The organism is Vibrio scophthalmi LMG 19158 (genome assembly GCF_000222585.1).
GTDB lineage: Bacteria > Pseudomonadota > Gammaproteobacteria > Enterobacterales > Vibrionaceae > Vibrio > Vibrio scophthalmi.
In genome coordinates this window covers 38356-62312 of record NZ_AFWE01000093.1, presented here as the reverse complement: position 1 = coordinate 62312, position 23957 = coordinate 38356, and the positions used below count along the sequence as shown (strand labels likewise).

Here is a 23957-nt window from a genome sequence, read left to right as displayed (position 1 = left end):
CTTAAAATCACGTGTATACATACTGCTACGTTGTATTGTTCTAAAACGCAGATAAAACAAAGCCCGCAAATAAATGCAGGCTTTGTATTGCACACGTAATATTAATTCTTGACGGAATTTATGAAACGTTCGGCGCTAGCAAAAAGGATGTCGCACTGTTTTTTTTGTTTGTTGTACTCGGCAGTGCCTACCGCTAACGATTCAAGGATTTCCTTTGCTTGATTATATTCACCAACCATATTGGTGAATCGCTCTTCAAAATCACTTTTACGCATCTTTTTGACGTTTTTTCTTACCGGTTTTTTCATAACTTCCTCTTACCATCAAAGATCCAAACGTTCTTTCTGCTCTCTTTCCAACAGAATATCTTCAATTCTTCGCCTTACTTGATGGATATTATTTGACTTGTCATCTTTAGCCTCACTCGTACCTTTGCTCGGCTTAGTCGTTGGAGTTTTCTTTTTCAAAGTTAGATATCCATTTCAGTTTCAATATAAAAAGCTCTCAACCTTAAGCCTAGTGAGTTCAACACCACTGTAGCGAGTTACTCAAATTGAATAACCAACTCAAATACTGACATTCACTCTGGATAAGAAATGACGCTTTGATACATCGCTCACAAGCGAATGTATTGCATTAGATAAAGTATACTTGCCGGTTCATCGTGGATGGTTTTAAGTAATCAGCGGCTACAAATGTAAACACCTTGTCACACCAAAATTAAACCATCCCGCGACTATCGATTAAGCGAGAGTAACATTTGCAGCTGTGAGCCTTACCGCCCTGACTTCCAGCCAACGTTTAACACTGTCTGTAGCAATAGCATTGAAATAGATAACAATATCAGCGCAACTAGTGATTGCTACGGCGCTACATATTTCGTTTCGTCAACCATTTAACTAAGCCTATCGTCTGATATGACCGATACCTCGATAACATGGCAATTTAATATTCGAAACAACTAAATCGGGAATGAAGAAAACCATCTCAGGGCAAAGATGACGGAGTGATTAGAGACAAAACAGCTAGTTTATCCAACTAACATTTCATCAATCGCTAAGCTACGTAAGCTGAGGCCACTATACACCTGACATGCAGAATAGATAGCTATTTCGATTGAAATTTACAACACCATTTAAAACAAACACTTAAATTGTTCATTTTAGGCTGATATCGGCTAACGGATGAAATTTACACCATAAACGCAGTACTCAAAACGTAATAATCCTTTAAAACACAAAAGCCAGTGCGTTCAATTTAATGATGGCTAATGGTTGCACAGTACTCACTATGCAACCAAACTGAAAGCGAACTTTGAATAATGACGCTACTCATTCAGAAACTTATGGATTTTTGCAACAATCTCATGATATCTAAGGCAGAATCTTTACTATTTACCTCATAAAGATCGAACGCTAATCTTATGTCGCTAAAACTACAGAATATTTCATGACACTCAAAGAAATCCTTCAAATTCGTAATGTACGCTACTTCTTAATGTTTCGAAGCAGCTACTTTGCGCGCTTTTACTACCCTATATTCACACTACTCTATTTAGATTACGGCCTAACCCTTTCCCAATTTGCCATGCTCAACGTGGTTTGGGCTGCCACCATTGTGCTTGCCGAAGTCCCATCGGGCGCGTTTGCTGATACCTTAGGGCGTAAAAAGCTCGTGGTGTTGTCATCGATTGTCATGTTTGTTGAAATCGCCATGATCGCCGTGGTACCGATTGGTAACCCGACATTGGTGTTCAACGTATTTTTGATTAACCGAATCTTAAGTGGCTTAGCAACAGCGTTAGCAAGCGGTGCCGATGAAGCCTTAGCTTACGACACCCTAAAAGATCAGGGCAAAGAAGAACTGTGGCCGCGCGTGTTACAAATTCAGCTTCGCATTGCCTCAAGTGTTGGCATTTTTGTCACGCTGTTGGGCGCTGCCATGTATGACGTTAACTTCATGAGCGGCGTTTACCAGTTTCTCGGATTAGCTGAACCGCAAAACACCCAAGACATCATGCGCATCCCTGTTTATGCCACCTTAATTGTTGCGATGATCGCCATTTATGCCGCGACAAACATGAGAGAAGCGAAAAAAATATTACCGGCGAATCACACCAAAATGGCCACTACCATCGCCAGCCTAAAACTCACAGGAATAACGGGGAAATGGGTGCTTTCGACACCTTACGTGCTGTTCATATTGCTTTATTACAGCTTGTTCGAACACACATCTCGCATGTTTTTAACCATGAACAGTCAATACTATCGCGCCATTGATATCCCGATTATCTATTTCGGTTTAATCGGCGCAGGGATAAGTTTGCTCAAAATCCTCCTGGCAGGACAAAGTCGTCGATTGGCTGAAAGTATGGCACCCAAAAAATTCATTGTTGTAATGGGTTTAGCGACAATGGCAACTTATTATTGGATCAGTCTTGGCTGGTCGATTTACGGAGTAATACCGGCGCTGATCCTGATCTTTATTATCATGACGATGAATATTTTCATCAGCTATCACCTCAATAAAAAGACTGAATCACATAATAGAGCAACCGTTTTAAGCTTTAAGGGTTTGATGTTTAACCTAGGTTACGGCTCTATCGGGATCTTATATGCCTACTACTATAAATTGATCTCAGAGAACTACACTGAGCAACAAATAGAGAGGCATCTCGACTTCTTAGCCTCACTGTCGTCATTCTTCTACTATTTTACCCTGCTGTTCATTGCCATCAGTGCAATGTTCTATTTCCAAAATAAAAAGAAAGCGATTTTTTAAACGCATGCAGTTTGTGCTTGTCGCGCACTCTTGACCATCGTTAAGAGTGCTCGACAAGCATGAAAGACATGTCAGTAAGGCGATGATAGCCGATTAAGTAATGAGTAGCTGAATCGTAAGTGGACAAAACCTTCTTAGAGTAATCACTAAATTGGAAAAGTACGGATAACTTTTGGTATCGGAAAATCGCTTAGTGTAAGAGTCCAGTTAGGCTGGAGAAGATCATTGTTGAGCGCAGCCTCTCCCCTGTCACGTCTTTAGCAAAATTTGCTACAGAACCCACAGAATCATTTACAGGGACTAGTAAAGACGAGGCGCTTCGTTTAGACAGCGCCTCTTTGCGATGGTTTAGTTGTGAGATATCATTTCGTTGAAGTATTCAACTTGCTCTTGCATAGAAAGGCTTTCAGTGTTTGAGCCTAGCGTCCAAATAAAGAAACCGCCGTATCCTTGAGCTTTCTGCCATTTTGCTCGTTCAATATTATTTTCACGAGTTTCAACAAAACGACCATCTGGCCCCCATTGGCTATTGATGGTTGCACCAAGCACGATTTTTGATGGGTCACCCACGTGTTTGGCATAGTTTGCCATCGCTACATCGTACTTGAAGTTTTTACCCGCGTCGTATGTCATTACGTTGAAGAAATCAACGCTATCTTTGGTATTTTGAAGGAGTGATATAACTTCACCATGGTGGCTAGAACGATCTGGCTCGATGAATGAACAGTTTTCAATAACGCTTGGATTTGCACACTCCACAGGGTCGGCACCTACATGGTAAGTTGTCAAAGAGATAAGCTTACTCTTACCGACTTTGGCACGAATCAAATCAATCAACGCTTCTAGGTTACGGTTCTCTTGTTCTGTAAGGCGTGCGGCTTTTTCGTAGTCGAAATCGATGCCATCAATACTTACATAGCCAGCAAGTTGATACTTGCTGTAATCGCACTCACCAGACCAGTTCGTCGCAAGACATTCTCCAACCATATCTTCTGGTTTAAGGTTTTTCTTATACACTGGATAAGGCTTGTTCATCATTTCAACAAGACCATTGGCAATCGACTCGCGTGCAGCAGGAGAGTCCATATAAGCCCACATACTTTCATGCGTTTGACCACCAAATGCAACCATCATGGTTTTATTTGGGTGGCTATGTTTTAGTTCTGTCCATGACTGGTAGCCTGGAGCCATCCAAGAGTCGTTGTAACTTGGTTCAATCATTGAATCCGTTACTTGGATGTTACCGTTAGAGTCCCACTTACCAAAAGACAAGAAGTATGCATCACCTTGAGAGTTTTGCAGTTCTTCAATATTTGTCAGTCCCCACGACGTCAAATAAGTAATTGAACGGTCTGGGTTATCACGTAAACCTGTTTCTGGTTTCGCTTCCTTTACTTCAATCGTCGACACTGGGCTTGCTAGCGTGTCACCTTCAGTATTGATGGCAATAGCCTCAATGGTGTGGGTGCCTTCTTGTGCACCTACCCACTCATATTCGTATGGTGCTTTATTCAGTGTGACTAGCTCCGTTCCATTTACCTTGAAGGTCACTGACTGAATCGATCCAATGAAGCTTTCTGCGTCAGCGGCAAGTTTAATGCTACGTCCCTGCGTGAATTTTGAACCATCAACTGGAGATGTCAGTGCAACCACAAGATCTTGGTCGGTAATCGCTAATGTAATTGGTGCCGTTGCCGCTGATGCACCTTTATCGTCATAAGCTGCTGTGACTAATTCATAAGCACCTTCAGCCTGACCTGGAACTGTCAGTTTGTATTGATTGTCTGATGTTGGTTGCGTAGCTGTTGTGACAACCTTACCGTTAAGCAGAGCTTCTACTTTTACGACTTCGCCATCTTCATCAGTCGCATAGACAATGACGTCAAAAGGTTTATTCGGAGATAGGCGGTCACCGTTAGAAGGCGTTTCTAAACCAATTTCAGGTAACGCGTTTGGATCACATTCTCCCTCTGATTGCCAAGCATCTTTCCAAGCATCAGGGTAGCTAGGATGTCCAGTTCCTGGTGCCCATACTGGGTTACCACACCAGCCAGATACTGTACATGAGAATACTTCACCAATATTCGAAACACGATCGCCAACTTGGTAGCTGATCCCGTCTTGATAAGGTGCAACATCACCACAGCTGTTGCTTGATTCAGTAACGGTAATTTGTACACTTGTCGTGCTCGTTAGGTTCTGTTCATCGGTGGCAATGGCGCTCAGTGTCACAGAGCCGGCTTGTGATGGCTGCCAATCACAAGCAAATTGATCGGTTTGCTTAGCGTCAAACTCACAAATTTGAGCGTTGTTAGCTTTGATGACAACAGAGGTTAAGTCATCATCAGAATCGAACGCATCAACAGAGATCGATACTGTTTCTGTTTTATTAAAAGTGGCGCCATTTTCTGGTGTAATGAAACGAACTTCTGGTGCTGAGAAATCGTGATCCGATTCCACTTCAACTGTGACAGATTGCTGTTTGAGTTGTTGGTTTTTCTCATCAAACACAAGCACGTTGATTGTTGCCAAACCGAGTTCACTTGGTGTCCAAGATTGCGCATAATCTGTTTTATCTTGCTCGACATTTTGCTCAGCAATTTTACTGCCGTCGACCCAAAACTCGATTTTAGACGCGGTTTCACCAGCAATAGAAATCGTAATATCGGTTGCTTCATTGGATGTCAATTTTTGTCCATCAACAGGAGAAAGAATTGACAATTCTAATTCTGGCTCTGGTGTAGGCGGTTGTCCACCACCTGAACCATTGAATTTAATTGAGTTTTCAAACGATTGGAAATCTGGAAGTTGGCTATTTAGCCCAAAGGAGAAATTGAATGATCCATCACGAGGAAGTGTATTTTTAACCCATACACCGTCATCAAATTTATAAGTGATAGTGTGATAAACACCTTCAGATGTGAATTCATGTTCAATAGTCCAGCTCGGATATGAGAGCGCTGAAGATACAAAACTAACATCGTTGATAGCATTAGGTAGTAGAAACTCTACCGTAGATTCTTTCATATCAATAACTTGATTTGAAGTATTTTGAATTTCAACGCTATAAGTGCTCCACCACTGACTTTCATTTGCTGAAATGTCAATATTTACATGTTCAGCAGCAATAGCTGAGGCAATAGGGCTTAAAGTAAACCCAGCGACAAGAAGCATTGCTGCCCCTAATGTTTTATTCATGGAATATCCTTTTTTATTGGTATTGTTGGTATTTCTTTTGGCTAGTATTAAACACTTGGTGGGTTGCAGCTAATGAACATACTTATTGTGCAGTGTGTTTCAATGTCTAATAAGTAATTAATTTTAAAGAGTATAATGCAAAGCTAAAGCAGGATAATTCCTACAAAATGCTTTTGTGTGAGCTTCCTGCAAAAAAATGTTAGAAATCAATCAGGTTTGGTGTATCGAAGCTGAAGGCATAATAGGCCTTCTTGAAATTCTGTAGTGGCACAGTGAATTTGGTCACATAGTTGGATTAGGAAAAGTAAGTCAGATGAAGCTTTGGTGGTGGATGTGCTGAATCAGTCGAAACAAGGAATGGGGCAAAAACGAGTCAGCCAACAACTAACATACTTAGTTTTTATTCATTAGATTCCCGCCTTCGCGGGAATGACGTAAGGGCAGAGTTTCTTGCCTCTAGATGAATGGTCTCTGTAGACATTAGAGCTCACAACACCACTCGGTCATTCCCTTGGAAAAGGGAATCTCGCTTTTGCTTTTATTGTGTTCAAAATGAACGCTAGATTTAAAACGAATATAAAAAGAGATTCCGACCTACGCGGGAATGGACTGATGTGGGGACAAAACGAGAATAGCGAGGTTGCGCTTCTTAGACTCGCGCATCTTTATACGCTCACCCGACAAAATCCCATTTCTCTACTGCCGCTAAGTAGTTATCGATATCGTGATCTTCTACCAGATCGATGCCCTCTTCCAATAACGCAGACACCGCGCCATCGACATAATCGATAAACTTAAACCACAAGCCGGCTTCTTGGTGAACTTGCTGCTCAGACGAAATGTATAGATAACTGCCGATATGGCTATACCCCATCAAACGAGCGGGCGCTCGAGTGACAATGTCGTTGTTGTTATGAAAGCGAAAGTAGCGAGATTTGCATTCGGCATTGAAAATACGCGCAGTTTCTCGGGTGACTGCACGTGGTTGACCAAAGGTATAAACGCTGGTGAAGGGTTTATCTTCGTGCACCAATTTAGCGGCCGCGATGGTGGCCATTGCACCACCTAAGCTGTGCCCGGTGATAAACAGTGGCCGTGGTTTATGTTGCTGTAAGTAACGAAATCGCTCATTCAGCGACGGCCATACATCTTCTAACGATTGCCAAAAGCCACGATGGAATGCGCCAAACAGATCGTTGGTTGAAAACGCGTTGAGATTGTCTAGCCAATCGGCGAGCTCATCGGTGCCGCGAAAGGCAATACAGAGATAGTTTTGGTGCTCTATCAGTGCGGCTTGTGCACTGTTGCAGCTCACACCAAACACACTCACAAATCCTTTGTCGTCTTCTTTCAAGTTGGCCAGAATGCGTTCTTCATCTGGCGAGGAGTTGTGTTCAGAGTCACTGACGTAGACTTCTTTGGCTAACCGCGCCATCCAATAGGCATTGCCAGCATCTAAACCCGTTTTATACGGTGAGACAGCTTTGACAGTTTGCTTGTCGTGAGCGTGTGGCTGATATGGTGAAATTTCAACGGCTGTGTGATCGCGTGTTGGCATATCGCTTCCTCTACTCTGTTTTGCCTTGTTAATTTCATCTTGGGCAAAGGCGTCATAGAGGTGAATGGTTGAGCGAGGATTTACCGACCTAAATGAGTCGTTATGAGAGGCACTATTTTAAATGCCATGCTTTTGTTACGCGCATTTGTCTCATGCGCTAAGTCGATTTCACATTGCATTCAATTTTGTGCCGGTAAAAAAACAAAAGCCAGCGGTTTAAGGCTGGCTTCTCAATTTGGTATCGGTGCGCTTTTATTAGCGTTTTACACAGGCAAAGAATGCATTACCTGATTGACCATCCCACGGTAAGATCTTCTCGTAGTCGTGCTCAAAAATATGCACTTCAAAATACGGTTCAAGCAAAGCGCTTAACTCTTCGTAGTTGACGGCGACCATTGGGTGTTCGTCGTTCCACAATTGCTTTTCCAGATCGGTGTGTTTTTCAATGCTTAGCGTGAGGAACTGCTGTTCACCTTCACCGCTGTACTTCCAGCCTGAGCTAAAAATAAATTCACTTTCATCATGCATCGCACTATGACGCACAAATGAACGGTTATCGATCTTGTTGCGGTTAACCGAGTTAAAACAGAACATGCCACCTTCTGCTAATGCCGCATGCGCATGCGCAATACACTGCTTTAAGTTTTCGATGCCATCACTATAGTGGATCGAGTATAAGAAGCAGGTAATCAGGTCCAGCGGTTGTTCTACCGTAAAATTACACATGTTGTGCAACATGAACTCTGCTTCAGGACAGCGAATTTTTGCCAAATCGAGCATTGGTTGATTCAAATCCAAACCGCTACTTTGGTAGCCAAAATCAAGGAAATGTCGAATATGTGGGCCAGTGCCACATGCCAAATCGAGATGTTGTTTACCTTCGTTACCAAACAGTTGGTGCAGTCGACGTACATAGCGGCTTTGCGCTTGGTAATCGATGTCAGCACACATCAAATCGTAGTAACCAGAAAGGTCGGTATAAAGGGCGTTTGAAGGAATAGTACCCAATGTCAGATGCTCAAATAAAATTCGGTGGCGCATCCTATATCAAATCTTCCGTTTTACGAAGAAAAATCATCCATTTTGACATGTCAGCCGATCACACGCGATACGAGCATCTGCTCAAACAAGCGGCTTATGCCAATCACATCAGCGATCTCACCATCAAGATCGACTCCTCTACTACTGCGATATTTTATCGATTTTTATCGATGAAATACCACTGTTTTTAGTGCACAAATAAACAACAGCAATGGCAATTTCTTCCCCATTCAACATTGTGTGATATTTATTCCAACCTAACAATAGTTGGAATTAACGTCATAAAACCTAATAAAGTTTTGCAGGGAAAATAGGTTTATTTGTTAACATATAATTTCAATATATGACGGAATGTTTGTGGTTAAATAACTTAATTCATTTCACGTATAAACTACGGTGTTAATTAAACATTTTTACTTATTCTTTAATATAACTGGTTTTTGATGAAACTGTTGTTTTCTTATACTTATTCAAAAGCGGTCAGTTTCCCCATTGCCATGCCTGAACACTGATGGCAACTGGGTTTGACCCAAATGTTCAAGTATATTCAACAATATCAGAGCCTTCCCTTATTGGTAAGGTGCGACGCTACGTAGGAAAGACCTGACAAACGAAGGTGTGGATAAAAATCTAAACGTTCATTTATACTCAATTTTATAGGTTAACCACCCTTTAATAACGTCAAATTCCCGAATTAGCGGTTATTGAGACATCATTCACCTCTAATCATTAATACATTTATCTGCATGGATAAATAAATCAAAGAAGAACTAAACCGTGAGAAAAATAAACAAAATAACAGCTGCGCTTGCCAGTGTTATGTTCAGTGGCTATTTATACGCCGCTGACGCAAGTGTTACATCCGGCGTCATCAATTTTGTTCCTGGTGAAACCAAAGTACAAAATGGCGATATGGTTACTTATAATGGCGAGTGTTTCATTGCTAAAAATAACCCAGGTGTTTGGGAAACGCCGAACGCTAGCTCATGGTTTTGGGATGCTGCAGTCTGTTCTGGTGAGCCAGAGCCTGAACCGGATCCAGACCCAACACCAGATCCTGATCCGACTCCTGACCCAGATTTAGGCGATGTTATTCCTTTTGTTCCGGGTAAGACTCAAGTTAGCAATGGCGATATAGTCTCTTTTGATGGTCAGTGCTTCATTGCTCAAAACAACCCTGGCGTTTGGGAAACACCAAGTGCAAGTTCTTGGTTTTGGCAGCTAACCGAATGTTCTGACGAGCCGGGAACTGGCGAACCTGAACCAACGGAGCTATCCGTTCTTTCTCCTGTTGCAGGCCAAGTGTTAAAAACGGATCAACCTATTGCGATTAAAGCAAGTGTTGACGGCGAACTTGCAGCTAAAGTTGAGTTTTGGGTAAACAGCACCAAACTAGCTGAAAAAGCGATTGATCAAAGCCAAACGCTTTACTCGCACACTTGGACACCGAAAGACGCTGGCAATAGAACTGTTAAAGTTCTGGTATTAGACAGCAAAAACCAAACGCTAGAACAGCAATCAGTTAATGTCACTGTAGAAGCAGATGTTAATGAAGATTTCGTCGCGCCTGTCGTTTCATTCGTAACCCCTTCTAATGGCACAACGATTAAAGTAACAGACTCTGTTGCTATTTCAGTAAACGCAACCGATGCAGACAATGACCTATCTACGCTAGTTGTGAAAGCAAACAACAAGCAAATCTGTAGCTTTGATGCAGCAACAACGGATGCATTTGCATGTAACTGGCTACCGACTCAAGCGGGTAACGTAACGCTGAAAGCGATCGCTACCGATGCACAAAACCTCTCTTCAAGCGTGAACGTAAAAATCACCGTTGAAGAAGAAGCCGTTGAGCCGCCACCCGTAACACCACCAGGTGGTTTGTGTGCTGATTTCAATGTTTACCCAGACTGGACGCAAGGTACACACGCGACTGGCGGTGACATCATGGTACACAACAATATCGCTTACTCTGCAATTTACTGGACACAGTCAATTCCAGGTAGCGATGCTTCATGGTCTCTACACCTTAACTGTGACGGTTCAGAACCAGGCACTGCACCACTGCTATCACTACCAAACCCGATGGACCCTGTTCGTCTGGAAGTTGCAGGTTGGCCAAATACTTTGGTTGTTGCAAGTCCAGCAACTATATCAGCACCTACCAACGTGACCATCGATGCAATCAACAGCGCTGATCTGGCGGATTTCGATGCGCTAACTAACAGCTTTGTGGCTGTAATTGAAGCAGCTTCTCAAGCCGGTTCAACTTCGATCATTATCAACAGCGACGTACTTGATAACGCGACGCAAGATAAAGGCCAATCTTTTGGTGCTATCTCGGTGAAAGAAGCGCTAATCAACGCGGTTGATATCACTGGTAGCCGTATTGATGTTGATGATATCAATGCACTAACCAACGATGCGAAAGGTTGGGCACAAGCGCATAACCTAATCATCACCACGCTTGCACCTGAAGCCAGTTACGGTTGGACGCTAAGCATTGGCGATTTCGCTTTTGACACGCATTCAGGCCGTCAGTCGGTATGGGATGCAGCATCGAACTACTCTGCAGAAATGCTAGACAAGTTTGAACTGTACAAAGCAGATTCAGTGACTAAAGCGGACTTCATTGCCTTCACTAAATCTAACGCTACTGATGCGTTATCAAGCGAGCAATGGCACAACGCACTAGAGTACGTAAAACAAGTTTCTGACTACGTTAAGACCCCTGTCATGCTGGCAAACATGCCAACAGAGCAAACGGCTACTTACTTCATGGGTAACACCACAAGTGAGCAAAAACTTCGCAAAGCAGCATTTAGCAACGTATTCGCGGTTCTATTCGATAAGAATGATTCCGAGCTAACCGCTAAGATCGAACGTTACCAAGATGCAAAAGTGCCTCTTTACTACGTGGGTGCTGAACTGGAAAAAGGTTCACTAACTCGTATTGAAGCGCTTAACCAACAACTGGCCGATGCTGAAGACGTAATGAACAATCAAGCGTTCCTTTACGAGACTCCGCAATCACAGTGGGAACCTTCAACAGTATACAAATGGGCTGATTTCCTTGATGGCCTAAACGCAATGCACAACATTGGTGTAGCAGGTAACAAGTTCTGGCTACTCAGCGATGAAGCTGATGATCAAACTAACATGACTTATGCAAAAGTCGCGATTGCCGCGTTCCTAGCACAAAGTATGCAAGAGACTATCCGTTACAACGCGTGTGATGAGAACAACTGGTCAGAAGTGAAATACGGCGCTCCGACGGATTACCCAATGACCGCAAGCTGTGGCCAACTTGGTCAGAAGTACGCAGATTACGGTGTAAACCCAGTTTCAGGCCTAGACTACGCTTACTCTTGTCCTCGTGATAACAAGATGGAAGTGAGCGCACTGACTCATGCTAAATGGTACGGCGCGCCAGCTCCTGTCTTTGCAGCACCTGATGCCGTACTTGAAGAACGTGGTCTATTGGTTAATGGTGCGGTGGGTCGTTGGACCAACAACGGTCACTGTAACGATGTACCTGAAAAAGTAGATACCTCTAAGCAAGTTTGGGAACGTGACGAATGTAAAACATACGTTGGCCAAAAAGCGGGTAGCTTTATTTGGGACGGCAGCAGCCAAGAAAGTGTTGAAGGTTGTGGTTGGTGGGGTCGTGGTGTAATCCAAACGACGGGTCGCCAAAACTTCGGTACGCTTAACCATTACCTAGGTCGTTCACACGTTGATCCATCAACCATTGGTCAAACCATTGATGGTGTAACTGTTGAAGCGCCACCAGCGAACCCACTGTACGCTGAGCTTGATTTCTGTTCAAACCCAGGCCTAATTTGTAGCTCTGAAGAGAACCGTGAAATTAAGTGGATTGCAGGTCTGTTCTACTGGGTAACGTCAGTACAAGCGTACAACGATGAAGGCGGTCAATACGGTGATTGGAACTACCACAACGAACTGAAAAAGTACGTGGACAGTGGCCTACAAGGCTCTCAGTTCATTGATGACGTTTCTGGTATCGTTAACCGTGGCTGTCCAGATCTAACCTGTTCAACTGGTGATGTTCACAATGTGAAAGAGCGCCGTGAGAACTTTAAGCTAGTGCTTAAACAGCTAGGTCTTAACCCGCAATAATCTCTCTGGCAACTCGCCACAGAGCGATTAGCGTCAGGCTATATGCATCATGCGATTTAGCTACAGTTCTGATTTCGCTTGTGCCTCATAGCCATAAATAAAAACACCCGCTGGTGAAAACCAGCGGGTGTTTTTTGTTTATTCGATGATGGAAAAGACCTGACTGATGAGTGCTAGTAACCTTTAGAGAAAGGAATGTACGTTAACCTCGCTTTGTCGGCGTCTCACCAGTCCATCGTTTGAAGGCGCGTGTAAACGCACTCGAATCTGAAAAGCCCAGTTCAAGAGCAACTTGGGTAATATTCACGTTAGCTTGATTGAGCAGATTTAAGCTTTGCTCTAAGCGGTATTTATCATACAAGCGACGAAAGCTCACCCCCTCTTGTTGTAGCTTGCGATTGAGCGTTCGGCCGCTCATATGTAATTCTTGCGCAATACTATCAAGAGTAATGTCGACCACTTCTTTGCGCTTAAACACATCGTTTACTTTACAAATGATACTGTGCTCTCGGCTTTGTGTGCTTTGCTGCTCTGCTAACACCTTTAGGTGCTCATGCAATTCAGGATCGTAACGGCGGTGGGCTTTATCGACCAATTGAGGGTTAAACAAAAAATAACGAGCCGCGTAGCCTGATTTCACTTCGATATTAAACACTCGCTCGAGCAAAGGCGTAACATCACCAGCAATCGTAATGCGATTGATGTGAATAGGTAAACGCAGATCCGGCGCTTTGAGATAACGACGGATCAGTTTTAAAATCACGCTCATATAGAGCCCTAAGCTCAAATGAGACATTAAGGTAATCTCATCAACGTACTCTTGAGTGATCGTCCACAATTCAAGCTCGCCATGTTCGGTCTCACGGCAAATGATTTTTAACAGTGGGTGAATATGGAATGAGTAGTGAGACAATAAATCACAAAAAGCATGCAAAGTGGGCGCAGTAAGCATGGCGAGCACAGGAGCGCCCTGCTCAAGTTCATCGAAATGGTTAGCGGTTTGGCTAAACAATTCAATCAGCTCATCACCATGGCGCTGATAAAGCTCAGCCACGGCATATTCTAACTGATACGCAGAAACAGAATCGCTACTACACAGCTGAAGATATTGCTGCTCTCCTCCCCAAATGTCAGCGCTCTCTTCTGTTCGTTCCTTGATTGCTGCATCAAGACAGTTGAACCAAAATATCGGCAGTTGGGTACTAAAATCGCTCACCATAATTACTCGCTAGATTACACTTCCGTTGTTATCTCCTTGCTAGTGCATGAAGAACCCGAAATTGTATCTAACCGTCAGCGAAAAGACATCGCCTTCTTCAGTAATTTGCGATAATCCCCCACATCAAATGAGCAGCGAATCAAGTAAGGCTTACTTATAAGCTTATTGTTTAGAATGAGGGTGCAAACTGCGTATCGACACCCTCTTCGCTCTTATCGTTCTTATCGCACTCATCTAAAGAGTGCCTTACTTCTTCAAGCAACAAGCTTACCGCCTAGCACTAAAACTTGTAATCTAAACCAACCGAAACAACGTATTGCTCTGAAGTGTAGTAATCAATATTCGACTGAGTGGTTTTTGCACCTACAAAAGAGACCAGCGCCCAATCTTGGTAGCCAAGAATATCGGTATATTCGTATGCGAGGAATAAGCCGTAATCTTTGTCTTTACGCGTCTGACTAAAAACTGGATTTTGTGCATCGTAATCTCGCAAAGCGGCGCTCGCCGTTAACACAAAAGCGTGCCTCTCGATCTTACGTGCATAGCTCAGTTCACCACCATAGCTAACAAACGAAAGCGCTTCACCTTTGGGGCGTGAACTGGTGACATGAAGTGACGGCTGCAGTATTGCTTGCTGTTCTGGCAAGAAGTAACGGTACCCCGTTTTTAGATAAAAATAGTTTCGCTCTCGCGTTAAGTGCACTTGCTCTTCCGGTGATAGATCTAAGCCTTTAGTACCTGAACGCTCGTCATCCACATCTGATTCGCCTGCCGCCATATCGACACTAAAGTTTGAACCTGCAATTTGCGACAATTGCATACGGATAACATTACCGGTTAAATCGGTTTTATTGCGAGCTTCATCAATGGCGTACGGGTCATCCCACACCTCACCCGAAATCAAGGTGGGCAGCGCTGAGATATCAAACACCATGCCACTAGCAAACTGTTGGCGGTAACCTATTTCAAACGCTAGCGAGCCAGTCACGATATCGTCTCGAGACGTCCCCATAAACAGTTGTTTATTGAGATCATCGCCAAAGGTGTATTGCAGTGATCCCAGCACGCCCGGTGTCACGCTTACCTCACCACTGCCCTTTGAGTTTAAGTCGCCGACGCTTTGCGTTTTGTCTTGATCAATATGCAAATTACTGGTGTTGGATGTCACTGCGGTGAGCACAGTCACGTTGCCACTAAAACCCGGCTCTGGCGCTAAAGCGGCCAATGCAGGCGCCGCGGCGAATACAGAACAAAAAAGGACAGGATAAATGGTTTTCATAGTCATTAACTCTTAATTCGTGGTAGTGAAACTTCTGCTGTAGCGAACGTCATTTATTAAACAAATATCGGGGCTCTTTTATTCGCCCATGGGCGGGCCACTTCAAGCTGATATGCCAATTCAAATAGCAAGCGATCATTACCACGAGCCGCAGAAAAATGGCTGCCAACGGGCATGTTATCGGCCGTCCAATAGAGCGGAACTGACATTGCAGGGTTGCCCGCGACATTTTCCACTGGCGTGTAAGACATCAACTTTTCTGAGCGTTTCCAGATCTCTTCTCCCGACAGCGTTTTCTGATCAAAATAGCTAATATCTTGTGGTGAATGCTGGGCGCAAGGAGTTAGCCACACATCGATGTTATTGAAGAATTCACGATTATGTTTTGCCGCAAATATTTCACACTGCCCTTTGGATTCTTGGTATAGATTCGGATTTTTCTGTAGTCGAGATTGCATAGTGCGTGCTAGATAAGTGACATTCTCACTCACTTTTTCAGGCATCGATTCTAGGGGTGCGCCCAAAGCATCAAACTGAGCGGCAAACTGTGCCATCTTATTGCCAAACACACCCATGTAACTATTCATGAACGCTTCACCATCTTTCACTGGCATATCCACTTCTAGTACGATGTGGCCCAGTTGTTCAAGCAGCTTTACGGTCGATTGAATCGCTGCTTGAGTTGGTTCATCGGGCAAGCGGCCATAAATATCACGCATCGTAACGCCAACTCGGATCGGGCGATTTAACGCTGTGTGTACCATGCCGATCGGCGTTCTTGGATAAGCAGTATTAAAACTGTCTTTAGTGTGATTTTCAGTTACTGAGATGGCTAATGCTGTGTCTCGCACGGTGCGTGACATAAACGATTGATGCGTAAAATCTTCCATCGTTGAGCCATTAGTCAGCCCGGTAATCAACTGCTCACGGCTTGGCTTATAACCAAAGATACCGGTTGCGGATGCTGGCATTCTGGATGAACCACCGCCATCGGTTGAATGGACAATTGGCGTATAACCCGCCGCTACCGCAGCCGCACCGCCGCCAGTTGACGAGTGCACACCTTTACGTAAATCCCAAGGGTTACGCGTCGCGCCATAAAGCGGATTTTGCGTACAGCCTAATGTCATCATTTCTGGAATATTGGTCATGCCAATGGTATTCAGTCCAGCATTGTGCGCGGCTTGAATAAACCATGAGGTGTGTTCAGGTTTGCGGCCTTTATTCAAAATTGCCCCCAAAGTGCTATCTAACCCCTCAATATCGACGCAATCTTTGGCGAGAAACGGCACGCCGGCAAACGGTGAGTTTGGGTTTATTGTTTCAGCACGTTGCAACGCGATGTCATAACATTCCGCGACGACTGCATTCACCTCACCGTTGGTTTGTTTAATTTTGTAGATCGCTTCTTGAACCAACTCTTTTGGTGTGGCTTTTTTGTGCCTAACCAGCTCAGCCATCGCTGTCGCATCTAACGGCATATCCGGTGTTCTAAAATCAGCAGGGACACCTTGTTGCTTTGTTGACGCTGTCGATGTCGCCGCTGCGAAAGAAGCGGGAATCGTCAAAGCCGCGGCAGAGACAGCCCCTTTACCCATTACTTTAAAAAAATCACGACGCTTTAGATTATTGTTCATTGTTTTTCGCTCTAGATAAGTCCAACCGATGAACATAGATTACGAAAAACTTTGTATTACAACTCGACATATAGCGACAGCTTATGAGCCAATTACGCCAATTTGACCAAATACGCCACCGTTTAGCGTGATACAAAAACAAAAAAACCTCTAATGACAATCATTAGAGGCTTAAGTGAGCCATAGCTATTACAAATACGAATAGTGCGGAATTAATGCTTAAACGTATTCACATCGTTGGCACTATTGGCGGTGATATCACCCGCAGGGTTAAGCAGGTGCGGCAGTATTTTCGGCAAATTTAGTTCAATGTCGTTATCGGTGACGGGATTGATCACTTCATTATACCAACCAAGTAAACCAAGTACCGCATAGCCAATTGCATCGTCGTCTTCACTGTGATCAAGGATGATTTGTAGAAAACGCAGAATCGCACGATCATTAGTTTGCGCTTGCACACGCGTGGTGTGGAAGATATCTGTCGCTTCTGCAACTAGCCCTTCAAACTCAGTTTCAATTGCGACTTTGAATGAGCCGCCATCAACAGAAATTCTCATAGTATTGTTCGCCAATTACTTATTTTATTTACCAAAAAGCATACCGCCTTTTTAGCACCCTGTCGTTAACTCGGCTCGACTAACTGTTGATCTAGATAAGGGTTCTAATTCAGCTGCTGCAATTATCGCCGTTTCTTTGTGATTGATATCAGAGACGTTGTTTGACAAATAATAAAGTGAGTTACACTAACAATGACTTAAAGTAATTTAGACAATGTAAGGTAACCAATGATCGCGTGGAAACAGTCACTAGCGGGATATGAATGGCTCATCCATCAAATCTGGTATCTAGAAGTGAAAGCAGGTGAAGAGATAAGCCCAAAACCTCACCTTATTCCTAATGCCCGCGCGCATCTGTTATTTACACCTGCCGAACAAAGCTATAGCTACGATAACGGTGAACAATGCTTATCTGGCCAAGGCAGTCACCTGTTAACCGCCAACGAAAACTTACTGCTACTCGACGATCATGCCCCACTCAAACGCATCGGCATTACCTTTCGCCCTGAGAGCTTGTATGTACTCAACACAAACTCAGTGTCCAACATCAACCAATGCGAGTGGTTTGATTGGTTAAGCTTGCTCTTTGATGATCAGTTCCAACAAGGGCTGTGGCAGCACACCACCAGCCAAACTCAATTGATCCAGCATATTCGCCAACATCTTGATAAGCTCCAACTGCAACCAAGCCGCAATAATGCCTATATTGTCGCGCAGAAAGCTACGGCCGCGTTAGAAGCATCGCAGCTTGAGCAAGCGCCTACTGATGCCGCAATGGATATCGAAAACCTTGCCCGTGCGGCAGCTTGCTCTCGCCGAACATTAGAACGCAGTTTTAAACAAGTGCTGGGCTTGAGTGTTAAGCAATACCTGCAAATGATGCGTTTAGAGCAGATGATCCTCGCGTTGTATCAGCAAGAACATGATGTTGATTGGACCCGCTTTTCTCAACAATTTGGTTTTAGCGATCAATCGCATTTGATTCGTACGCTCAAACAACAGCTCAAACAGACGCCATCGAAGTATCTCAAACAGCGAGATCTCACTATCGACATTTACGGTGATTTTGAATAAGTCTCTCAGGCCAACGAAACGGAAAATCAAACTTGTCGCAAATATCCAATTCCTCTCGCTTAACGTGGGCTAAGATGCGCTACAGATAACGAGGTAAACCATGTCTAATTCAAAACAAAACCAATATTCAATACTTAAACAAGGTGGCGCAATTCCTTTTAACGACACCTTAACCATTGCACTAATCCAAGCTACTGACTTAGCCGAGATCATCGAAATGCTTAACGATGACAAGGTCAACCAATACCTGTTCTTTGCCCCAGCAGACAACAGCTTATACGAAGGATTCTTTGGCCCAATCATTGAAAACACCGCCCAAGCGATCAAAGACGGTATTTGGCCGGAAACACCGACGTTCATTATTCGTGATCAGCACGGCCGATATATGGGCATGACCGCCGTAACACCGGTGATGTTCCTACAAGGTAACTATGAGGTTGGCTACCAATTACCGGCTCATGCTTGGGGACAAGGCATTGCCACTCGCGCTTGCCAAATGATGACTGAGATTGGCTTTACTGAGCTAGAAGCGCATAAAATCAGCGCAGATTGTTACGCATCAAACACTGGTTCTTACAAGACAATGGAAAAATGCGGTTTTGTGCTCGAAGGTCGTCAGCTTGATTACTTTAAGACAGAGCAAGGCTTTGACGACAAAGTATACTACGGCATGACCCTAAAACAGTTCTCTGCACGGCAAAACCACTAAACTGAACCACAGTAGCGCAAAATACTCCGCCGTTTATACTTTTGTATTGGCGGCTTTTTTCTTTGGGCTTCATCCCAATTGCGTGTAGTCACTCGCAAACTTATTTAGGTAAATTATGAACTTAGCATCAACATTTAATACCTAACTTTAGAATATATCGCTTATTTCGCAGGCAAAATTTACTTATTAAAATGATTTTCTGCTAGGTCGGATTTGTTTTACCCCCGATTATCCTTATAGAATGTACGGATTACATAAGCCGTTTTGGCTTAGCTTGTACGACTCCGAGGGTTGCATGATAGAAATCGTCATTGATGGAAAATATCGAATTGTAGAAAAGGGCCGCACCCTATTAGAAGTGGCCAAAGTGTGTGGTGTTGATATCCCTTCATTATGCGGCATGAACAAAAGCAATGAAAAAGTGCCCTGTGACTTGTGTATGGTGGAAATAACAAACAACAACGACCAACCATCATCTGAGCAAGCAAACAACCGCTTACAACCAACTGAGCTAAAGCGCGCGTGTGAACTTGAAGTTTATCACGGCCTCAATGTTGTCACCCAATCAGAGCAATTAAGTGCTCACCGTAAACAAGCGCTCAACCGCATCATGACCGATCACTATGCCGATTGTGAGGCGCCGTGTAAAACCGCCTGCCCTGCTGGCGTCGACATCCAATCTTACCTTTACCATATCGCGCAAAACGACCATCAAAAAGCGATCGAGGTGATTAAACGCACCTTACCGATGCCGCTCTCTATCGGTCGTGTTTGCCCTGCATTCTGTGAAAGTGAATGTCGTCGCGCTTTGGTCGATGAGCCGATTGCGATTCGTCAACTTAAGCGTCACGCCGCCGATGCAGATTTAGCCGCACACGAAGCCTACACGCCAGCAAAGAAAGAAGACAAACAACATAGTATCGCGATTGTGGGTGGTGGCCCGGGTGGCTTAACCGCCGGCTATTACCTCTCGAACGAAGGCTATAAGGTCACCGTATTTGAATCGATGCCTAAAGCTGGTGGCTGGCTACGTTACGGCATTCCTGAATACCGCTTACCAAAAGACATTCTCGACAAAGAGATCGAGTTGATGTGTCGCAACGGTATGAAAATTGAGACTAATCAGAAACTTGGTCAAGATTTCACCTTGTCGCAATTGAGCCAAGAGTACGATGCCGTCTGTTTGGCGGTCGGCGCTTCGCAAGCGGTTGAAATGAATTACACTGGCAGTGATTTAGATGGCTGCTATTTAGGTGTCGACTACCTCAAAGATTATGTTACTGATCAGCACTACGTCACTGGACAAAAAGTTGCAGTGATTGGCGGTGGCAATACCGCGATTGACTGTGCGCGAACTGCGCGACGTGCTGGTGCAGATACCACCTTGATTTATCGTCGTACTCGCGATGAGATGCCTGCGGAAGATTACGAAATCGTTGAAGCTGAACACGAAGGTGTAAAATTCCATTTCTTAACTAATCCAGCCGAAAACATTGCTGATGACAAAGGTCGCGTTAGTGCGATTCGCCTTGAGCGCATGGCGCTGGGCGAAGCCGATGCCTCTGGTCGTCGCAGCCCAAAAGCCACTGGTGAATTCTTTACCGAAGCGTTTGATACTGTCATTGCCGCCGTTTCGCAAAAGCCCGATTTGAGCTTTTTAGACAATGACTCGCTAACCATCCCACTGACGCGCTGGAATACGGCTGACGCCGATGATCTAACCATGCATACTGGCACGGGCAACATTTTTAGTATTGGTGATTTCCGTCGCGGCCCTGCCACCGCCGTTGAAGCTGTCGGCGATGGCCGAGTAGCAGCCAAAGCCATCGACCTATTTCTCAATGGCGATATGGCTGACATGCCAACACCTGCATTTAATTCGCGCAAAGAGAAGAAACTGGCTCAAGTCGATCCACTGCATTTTGAAAATATCTTAAAGGTTTCACGCTCAATCATGCCAGAGCTGACGCCAGCACAGCGTGAACAAAGCTTTGCCGAAGTGGAATTGGGCTTTGATAACGAAGAAGCAATGCGTGAAGCCGCACGCTGCTTAGAGTGTGGCTGCCAAGCAAACACCGATTGCGCGCTGCGAGACTATTCTACCGAGTACCATGCTGAGCAAAACTTTGACCATTCACTTGCCGGATCTTCTATTGCACTCAAAGCGACGAGTGTCGTGGATCACCAAGATTGGCTCGACCTACGATCCAAAGATCCTCGCCACAAATACAGCGTGGACCGTAGCTCTGAATTCATTGAGTTTGATGCTAACCGATGCATTAGCTGCGGCCAGTGTATTCAAGCTTGTCGTGAAACAGCGGTACATGGCGTCTTAAGCTTTATGTGCGACAAAAACGGTCGTCCAGCCTTGAGGCCAGATGATCGCCCACGTTTTGCCATCAACAACAAAGATGCGCATGGCGTTAACCATGGCTCGGCAGCCAATACGAGCTGCGACAGTTTAACCCTGATGGGAGATTCAAACTGCGTGCAATGCGGCGCATGTGTGCAGGCATGTCCAACCGGTGCAATGGTTGATAGCCGCGATCGCTCACAAGGTCGTGATGAGCACCTAAAAGCATTAGATACTATCTGTACCTACTGTGGTGTGGGTTGCAAACTGACCATGATGGTCGATGAAGCCAGTAACCGCATTCGCTACGTCAAAGGGGGGGACTCCCCGGTTAACCAAGGCATGCTGTGCGTGAAAGGTCGTTTCGGTTTTGACTTTATTAGCAGCGAAGAGCGCTTAACCACCCCATTGATTCGTAAAGATGGTTGGCTCCAACCCGCCAGCTGGGAAGAAGCGATTCAATTGGTCGCCAACAAGTTAAGCGGTATTAAACAAGACTTTGGTAGCAATGCACTCGCGGGCTTCTCTTCGGCAAAAACCACCAACGAAGATAACTACGCATTCCAGAAGTTTATCCGTCGCGAGCTCGGCACTAACAACGTCGATCACTGCGCACGTTTATGCCACGCATCAAGTGTGACAGGCTTAGAAGCCTCACTCGGCAGCGGAGCAATGACCAATGACATCCCAAGTATCCAACACTCGGACGTGATTTTTATTATTGGCTCTGACACCACATCAGCCCACCCAATCATCGCTTCACACATTAAACAGGCGATTCGTCATCACGGTGCGCGTTTAGTGGTCGCCGATCCAAAACGAGTTGATATGGCCGATCACGCTGAACTCTATTTAGCACACCGCCCTGGTACGGATGTGATGCTCCTTAACGGCGTGATGCAACAAATCATCAAAAATGGCTGGTACGATCAAGAATACATCGAAGAGCGTGTAGATGGCTTTGATACCTTACTGCAAGAAGTCATGTCACCGGCCTATAGCTTGGATAAAGTCGAACTGGTTACCGGCGTTAAAGCTCAAGATATCTTTGCCATGGCGCGTATGATTGGTACAGCAGAACGAACTGCGGTCTACTACTCCATGGGCATTACTCAGCACACCACTGGGCACGACAACGTACGCTCAATCGCCAACCTGCAATTGCTGTGTGGCAACATTGGTATTGAAGGTGGTGGTATTAACCCACTACGCGGCCAATCGAACGTGCAAGGCGCGTGTGACATGGGCGCATTGCCAAACTGCTACCCTGGCTATCAAAAGGTGTATAACCCAATGGTACGTCAGAAGTTTGCCATTGAATGGAATGCGCCAAACTTGCCTGATGAACACGGCTTGACGTTAACTGAAATTATCGACGCTGCTTGCCATCGTGATGTGCGTGGTTTGTACATCATGGGTGAAAACCCTGTACTGAGCGATCCTAACCAAGCGCACGTTATTGAGGGCTTGGAGGCATTGGATTTCTTAGTGGTGCAAGATATCTTCCTCACTGAAACCGCTCAATATGCTGATGTGGTGCTACCATCTTGCTCATTTGCCGAGAAGTCTGGTCACTTCACCAATACCGAACGTCGTGTCCAGCGCGTTAATAAAGCGGTTAACGCGCCGGGTGAAGCAAAAGAAGATTGGTGGATCATTCAACAAATTGCCAATGCCATGGGTAGCGACTGGCACTATCAAAATGTCGCCAACATCACCAGTGAGATCGCTCGAGTGACGCCGCAATACGTCGGTTTGCAATGGGAAAACATCCCACCAAACGGCGTTCAATGGCCAAGTAACAAGAACAATCCACATGGCACGCGCATTATGCACCAAACCCAATTTACCCGTGGTAAAGGGCAAATGGTGGGGATTCCGTTCCGCTATGCGGCAGAGCTTCCTGATGATGAGTACCCATTAGTGCTCACCACCGGGCGCGTATTGGAGCAGTTCCACACGGGAACCATGACGCGCAAAACCAAGGGGTTAGACAATCTTGCCGGGCCAAGAGCGATGATCAGCGTGGAAGATGCCGAAGCACTGGGCATTAGCAATGGCCAGCGACTCAAGGTCTCGACACGACGTGGCAGCATTGAAATTGACGCCTTTGTCACCAAGCGAATCCAAAAGGGATTAGTCTTTATCCCGTTCCACTTTGTTGAATCGCCGGTCAACCGCTTAACCTCTACCGCGACCGATCCGCATGCGAAAATACCGGAGTTCAAAGTGGCCGCGGTGCGCGTAGAAACGCTGCAGACTGAGATGGTTTAACTGGCCCCAAAATATCCAATACCTTTAGTCACCAACAAAGGGCGAGAATGTTAAAGTAATTCTCGCCCTTTTCTTTATAAAACATCGCCTTGGACAATCCAATTAGTCCTTATGGTTGATATAATCCATTCATAACA

Annotated in this window: 13 protein-coding genes; 5 read left to right on the top strand and 8 right to left on the bottom strand. The window is 44.8% G+C overall.

From position 1 onward, the window contains the following. Positions 1–101: 101 nt before the first annotated feature. The gene (locus RH88_RS08330; RefSeq protein ID WP_005594946.1) at positions 102–308 is read right to left on the bottom strand and encodes a hypothetical protein; all 207 of its coding nucleotides are present in this window, start codon (positions 306–308) and stop codon (positions 102–104) included. Between the two features lie 1141 nt (positions 309–1449). Between RH88_RS08330 and RH88_RS08325 the strand changes: the two genes are divergently transcribed. After that, a complete protein-coding gene (locus tag RH88_RS08325) occupies positions 1450–2781 on the top strand; it encodes an MFS transporter (RefSeq protein WP_005594943.1) in 1332 nt (443 codons plus the stop codon). Positions 2782–3129: 348 nt separating this feature from the next. On the opposite strand, the gene RH88_RS08320 is transcribed toward RH88_RS08325, so the two are convergent. The 3 genes from RH88_RS08320 to RH88_RS08310 all read right to left on the bottom strand — a co-directional run bounded on the left by RH88_RS08320 (position 3130) and on the right by RH88_RS08310 (position 8578). Continuing rightward, complete coding sequence (locus RH88_RS08320; RefSeq protein WP_005594942.1) at positions 3130–5979, bottom strand: Ig-like domain-containing protein; 2850 nt, start codon at positions 5977–5979, stop codon at positions 3130–3132. Positions 5980–6652: 673 nt separating this feature from the next. Beyond that, a complete protein-coding gene (locus tag RH88_RS08315; protein ID WP_005594941.1) occupies positions 6653–7537 on the bottom strand; it encodes a lipase family protein in 885 nt (294 codons plus the stop codon). A gap of 255 nt (positions 7538–7792) precedes the next feature. Next, positions 7793–8578, bottom strand: coding sequence for a class I SAM-dependent DNA methyltransferase (locus RH88_RS08310; RefSeq protein ID WP_005594940.1), 786 nt, complete (start codon positions 8576–8578; stop codon positions 7793–7795). Positions 8579–9355: 777 nt separating this feature from the next. Between RH88_RS08310 and RH88_RS08305 the strand changes: the two genes are divergently transcribed. Further along, positions 9356–12718, top strand: coding sequence for an Ig-like domain-containing protein (locus RH88_RS08305; protein WP_005594938.1), 3363 nt, complete (start codon positions 9356–9358; stop codon positions 12716–12718). A 202-nt stretch (positions 12719–12920) separates the two neighbouring features. Here the strand turns inward: RH88_RS08305 and RH88_RS08300 are convergent, their stop codons facing one another. The 4 genes from RH88_RS08300 to RH88_RS08285 form a co-directional block, all read right to left on the bottom strand. Continuing rightward, positions 12921–13937 (bottom strand): helix-turn-helix transcriptional regulator, encoded by a 1017-nt coding sequence (locus RH88_RS08300; protein WP_005594936.1) that lies wholly within the window; start codon positions 13935–13937, stop codon positions 12921–12923. 280 nt (positions 13938–14217) lie between these two features. Beyond that, a complete protein-coding gene (locus RH88_RS08295; RefSeq protein ID WP_005594934.1) occupies positions 14218–15216 on the bottom strand; it encodes a DUF2860 domain-containing protein in 999 nt (332 codons plus the stop codon). Between the two features lie 56 nt (positions 15217–15272). Beyond that, positions 15273–16889, bottom strand: a complete 1617-nt coding sequence (locus RH88_RS08290; RefSeq protein WP_005594933.1) for an amidase — start codon at positions 16887–16889, stop codon at positions 15273–15275. Between the two features lie 176 nt (positions 16890–17065). Further along, positions 17066–17410: a hypothetical protein gene (locus RH88_RS08285; RefSeq protein ID WP_005594931.1), complete on the bottom strand. Its 345-nt coding sequence runs from the start codon at positions 17408–17410 to the stop codon at positions 17066–17068. Positions 17411–17638: 228 nt separating this feature from the next. Here RH88_RS08285 and RH88_RS08280 point away from each other — a divergent pair, with 228 nt between their 5' ends. The 3 genes from RH88_RS08280 (at position 17639) to fdhF (ending at position 23820) form a co-directional block, all read left to right on the top strand. Continuing rightward, entirely contained in the window at positions 17639–18484 is an 846-nt protein-coding gene (locus RH88_RS08280; RefSeq protein WP_005594930.1) for a helix-turn-helix domain-containing protein, read from the top strand. A 100-nt stretch (positions 18485–18584) separates the two neighbouring features. Beyond that, on the top strand, positions 18585–19193 hold the full coding sequence (locus RH88_RS08275; protein WP_005594928.1) for a GNAT family N-acetyltransferase: 609 nt from the start codon (positions 18585–18587) through the stop codon (positions 19191–19193). Positions 19194–19488: 295 nt separating this feature from the next. Next, complete coding sequence (gene fdhF, locus RH88_RS08270; protein ID WP_005594927.1) at positions 19489–23820, top strand: formate dehydrogenase subunit alpha; 4332 nt, start codon at positions 19489–19491, stop codon at positions 23818–23820. Positions 23821–23957 lie beyond the last annotated feature (137 nt).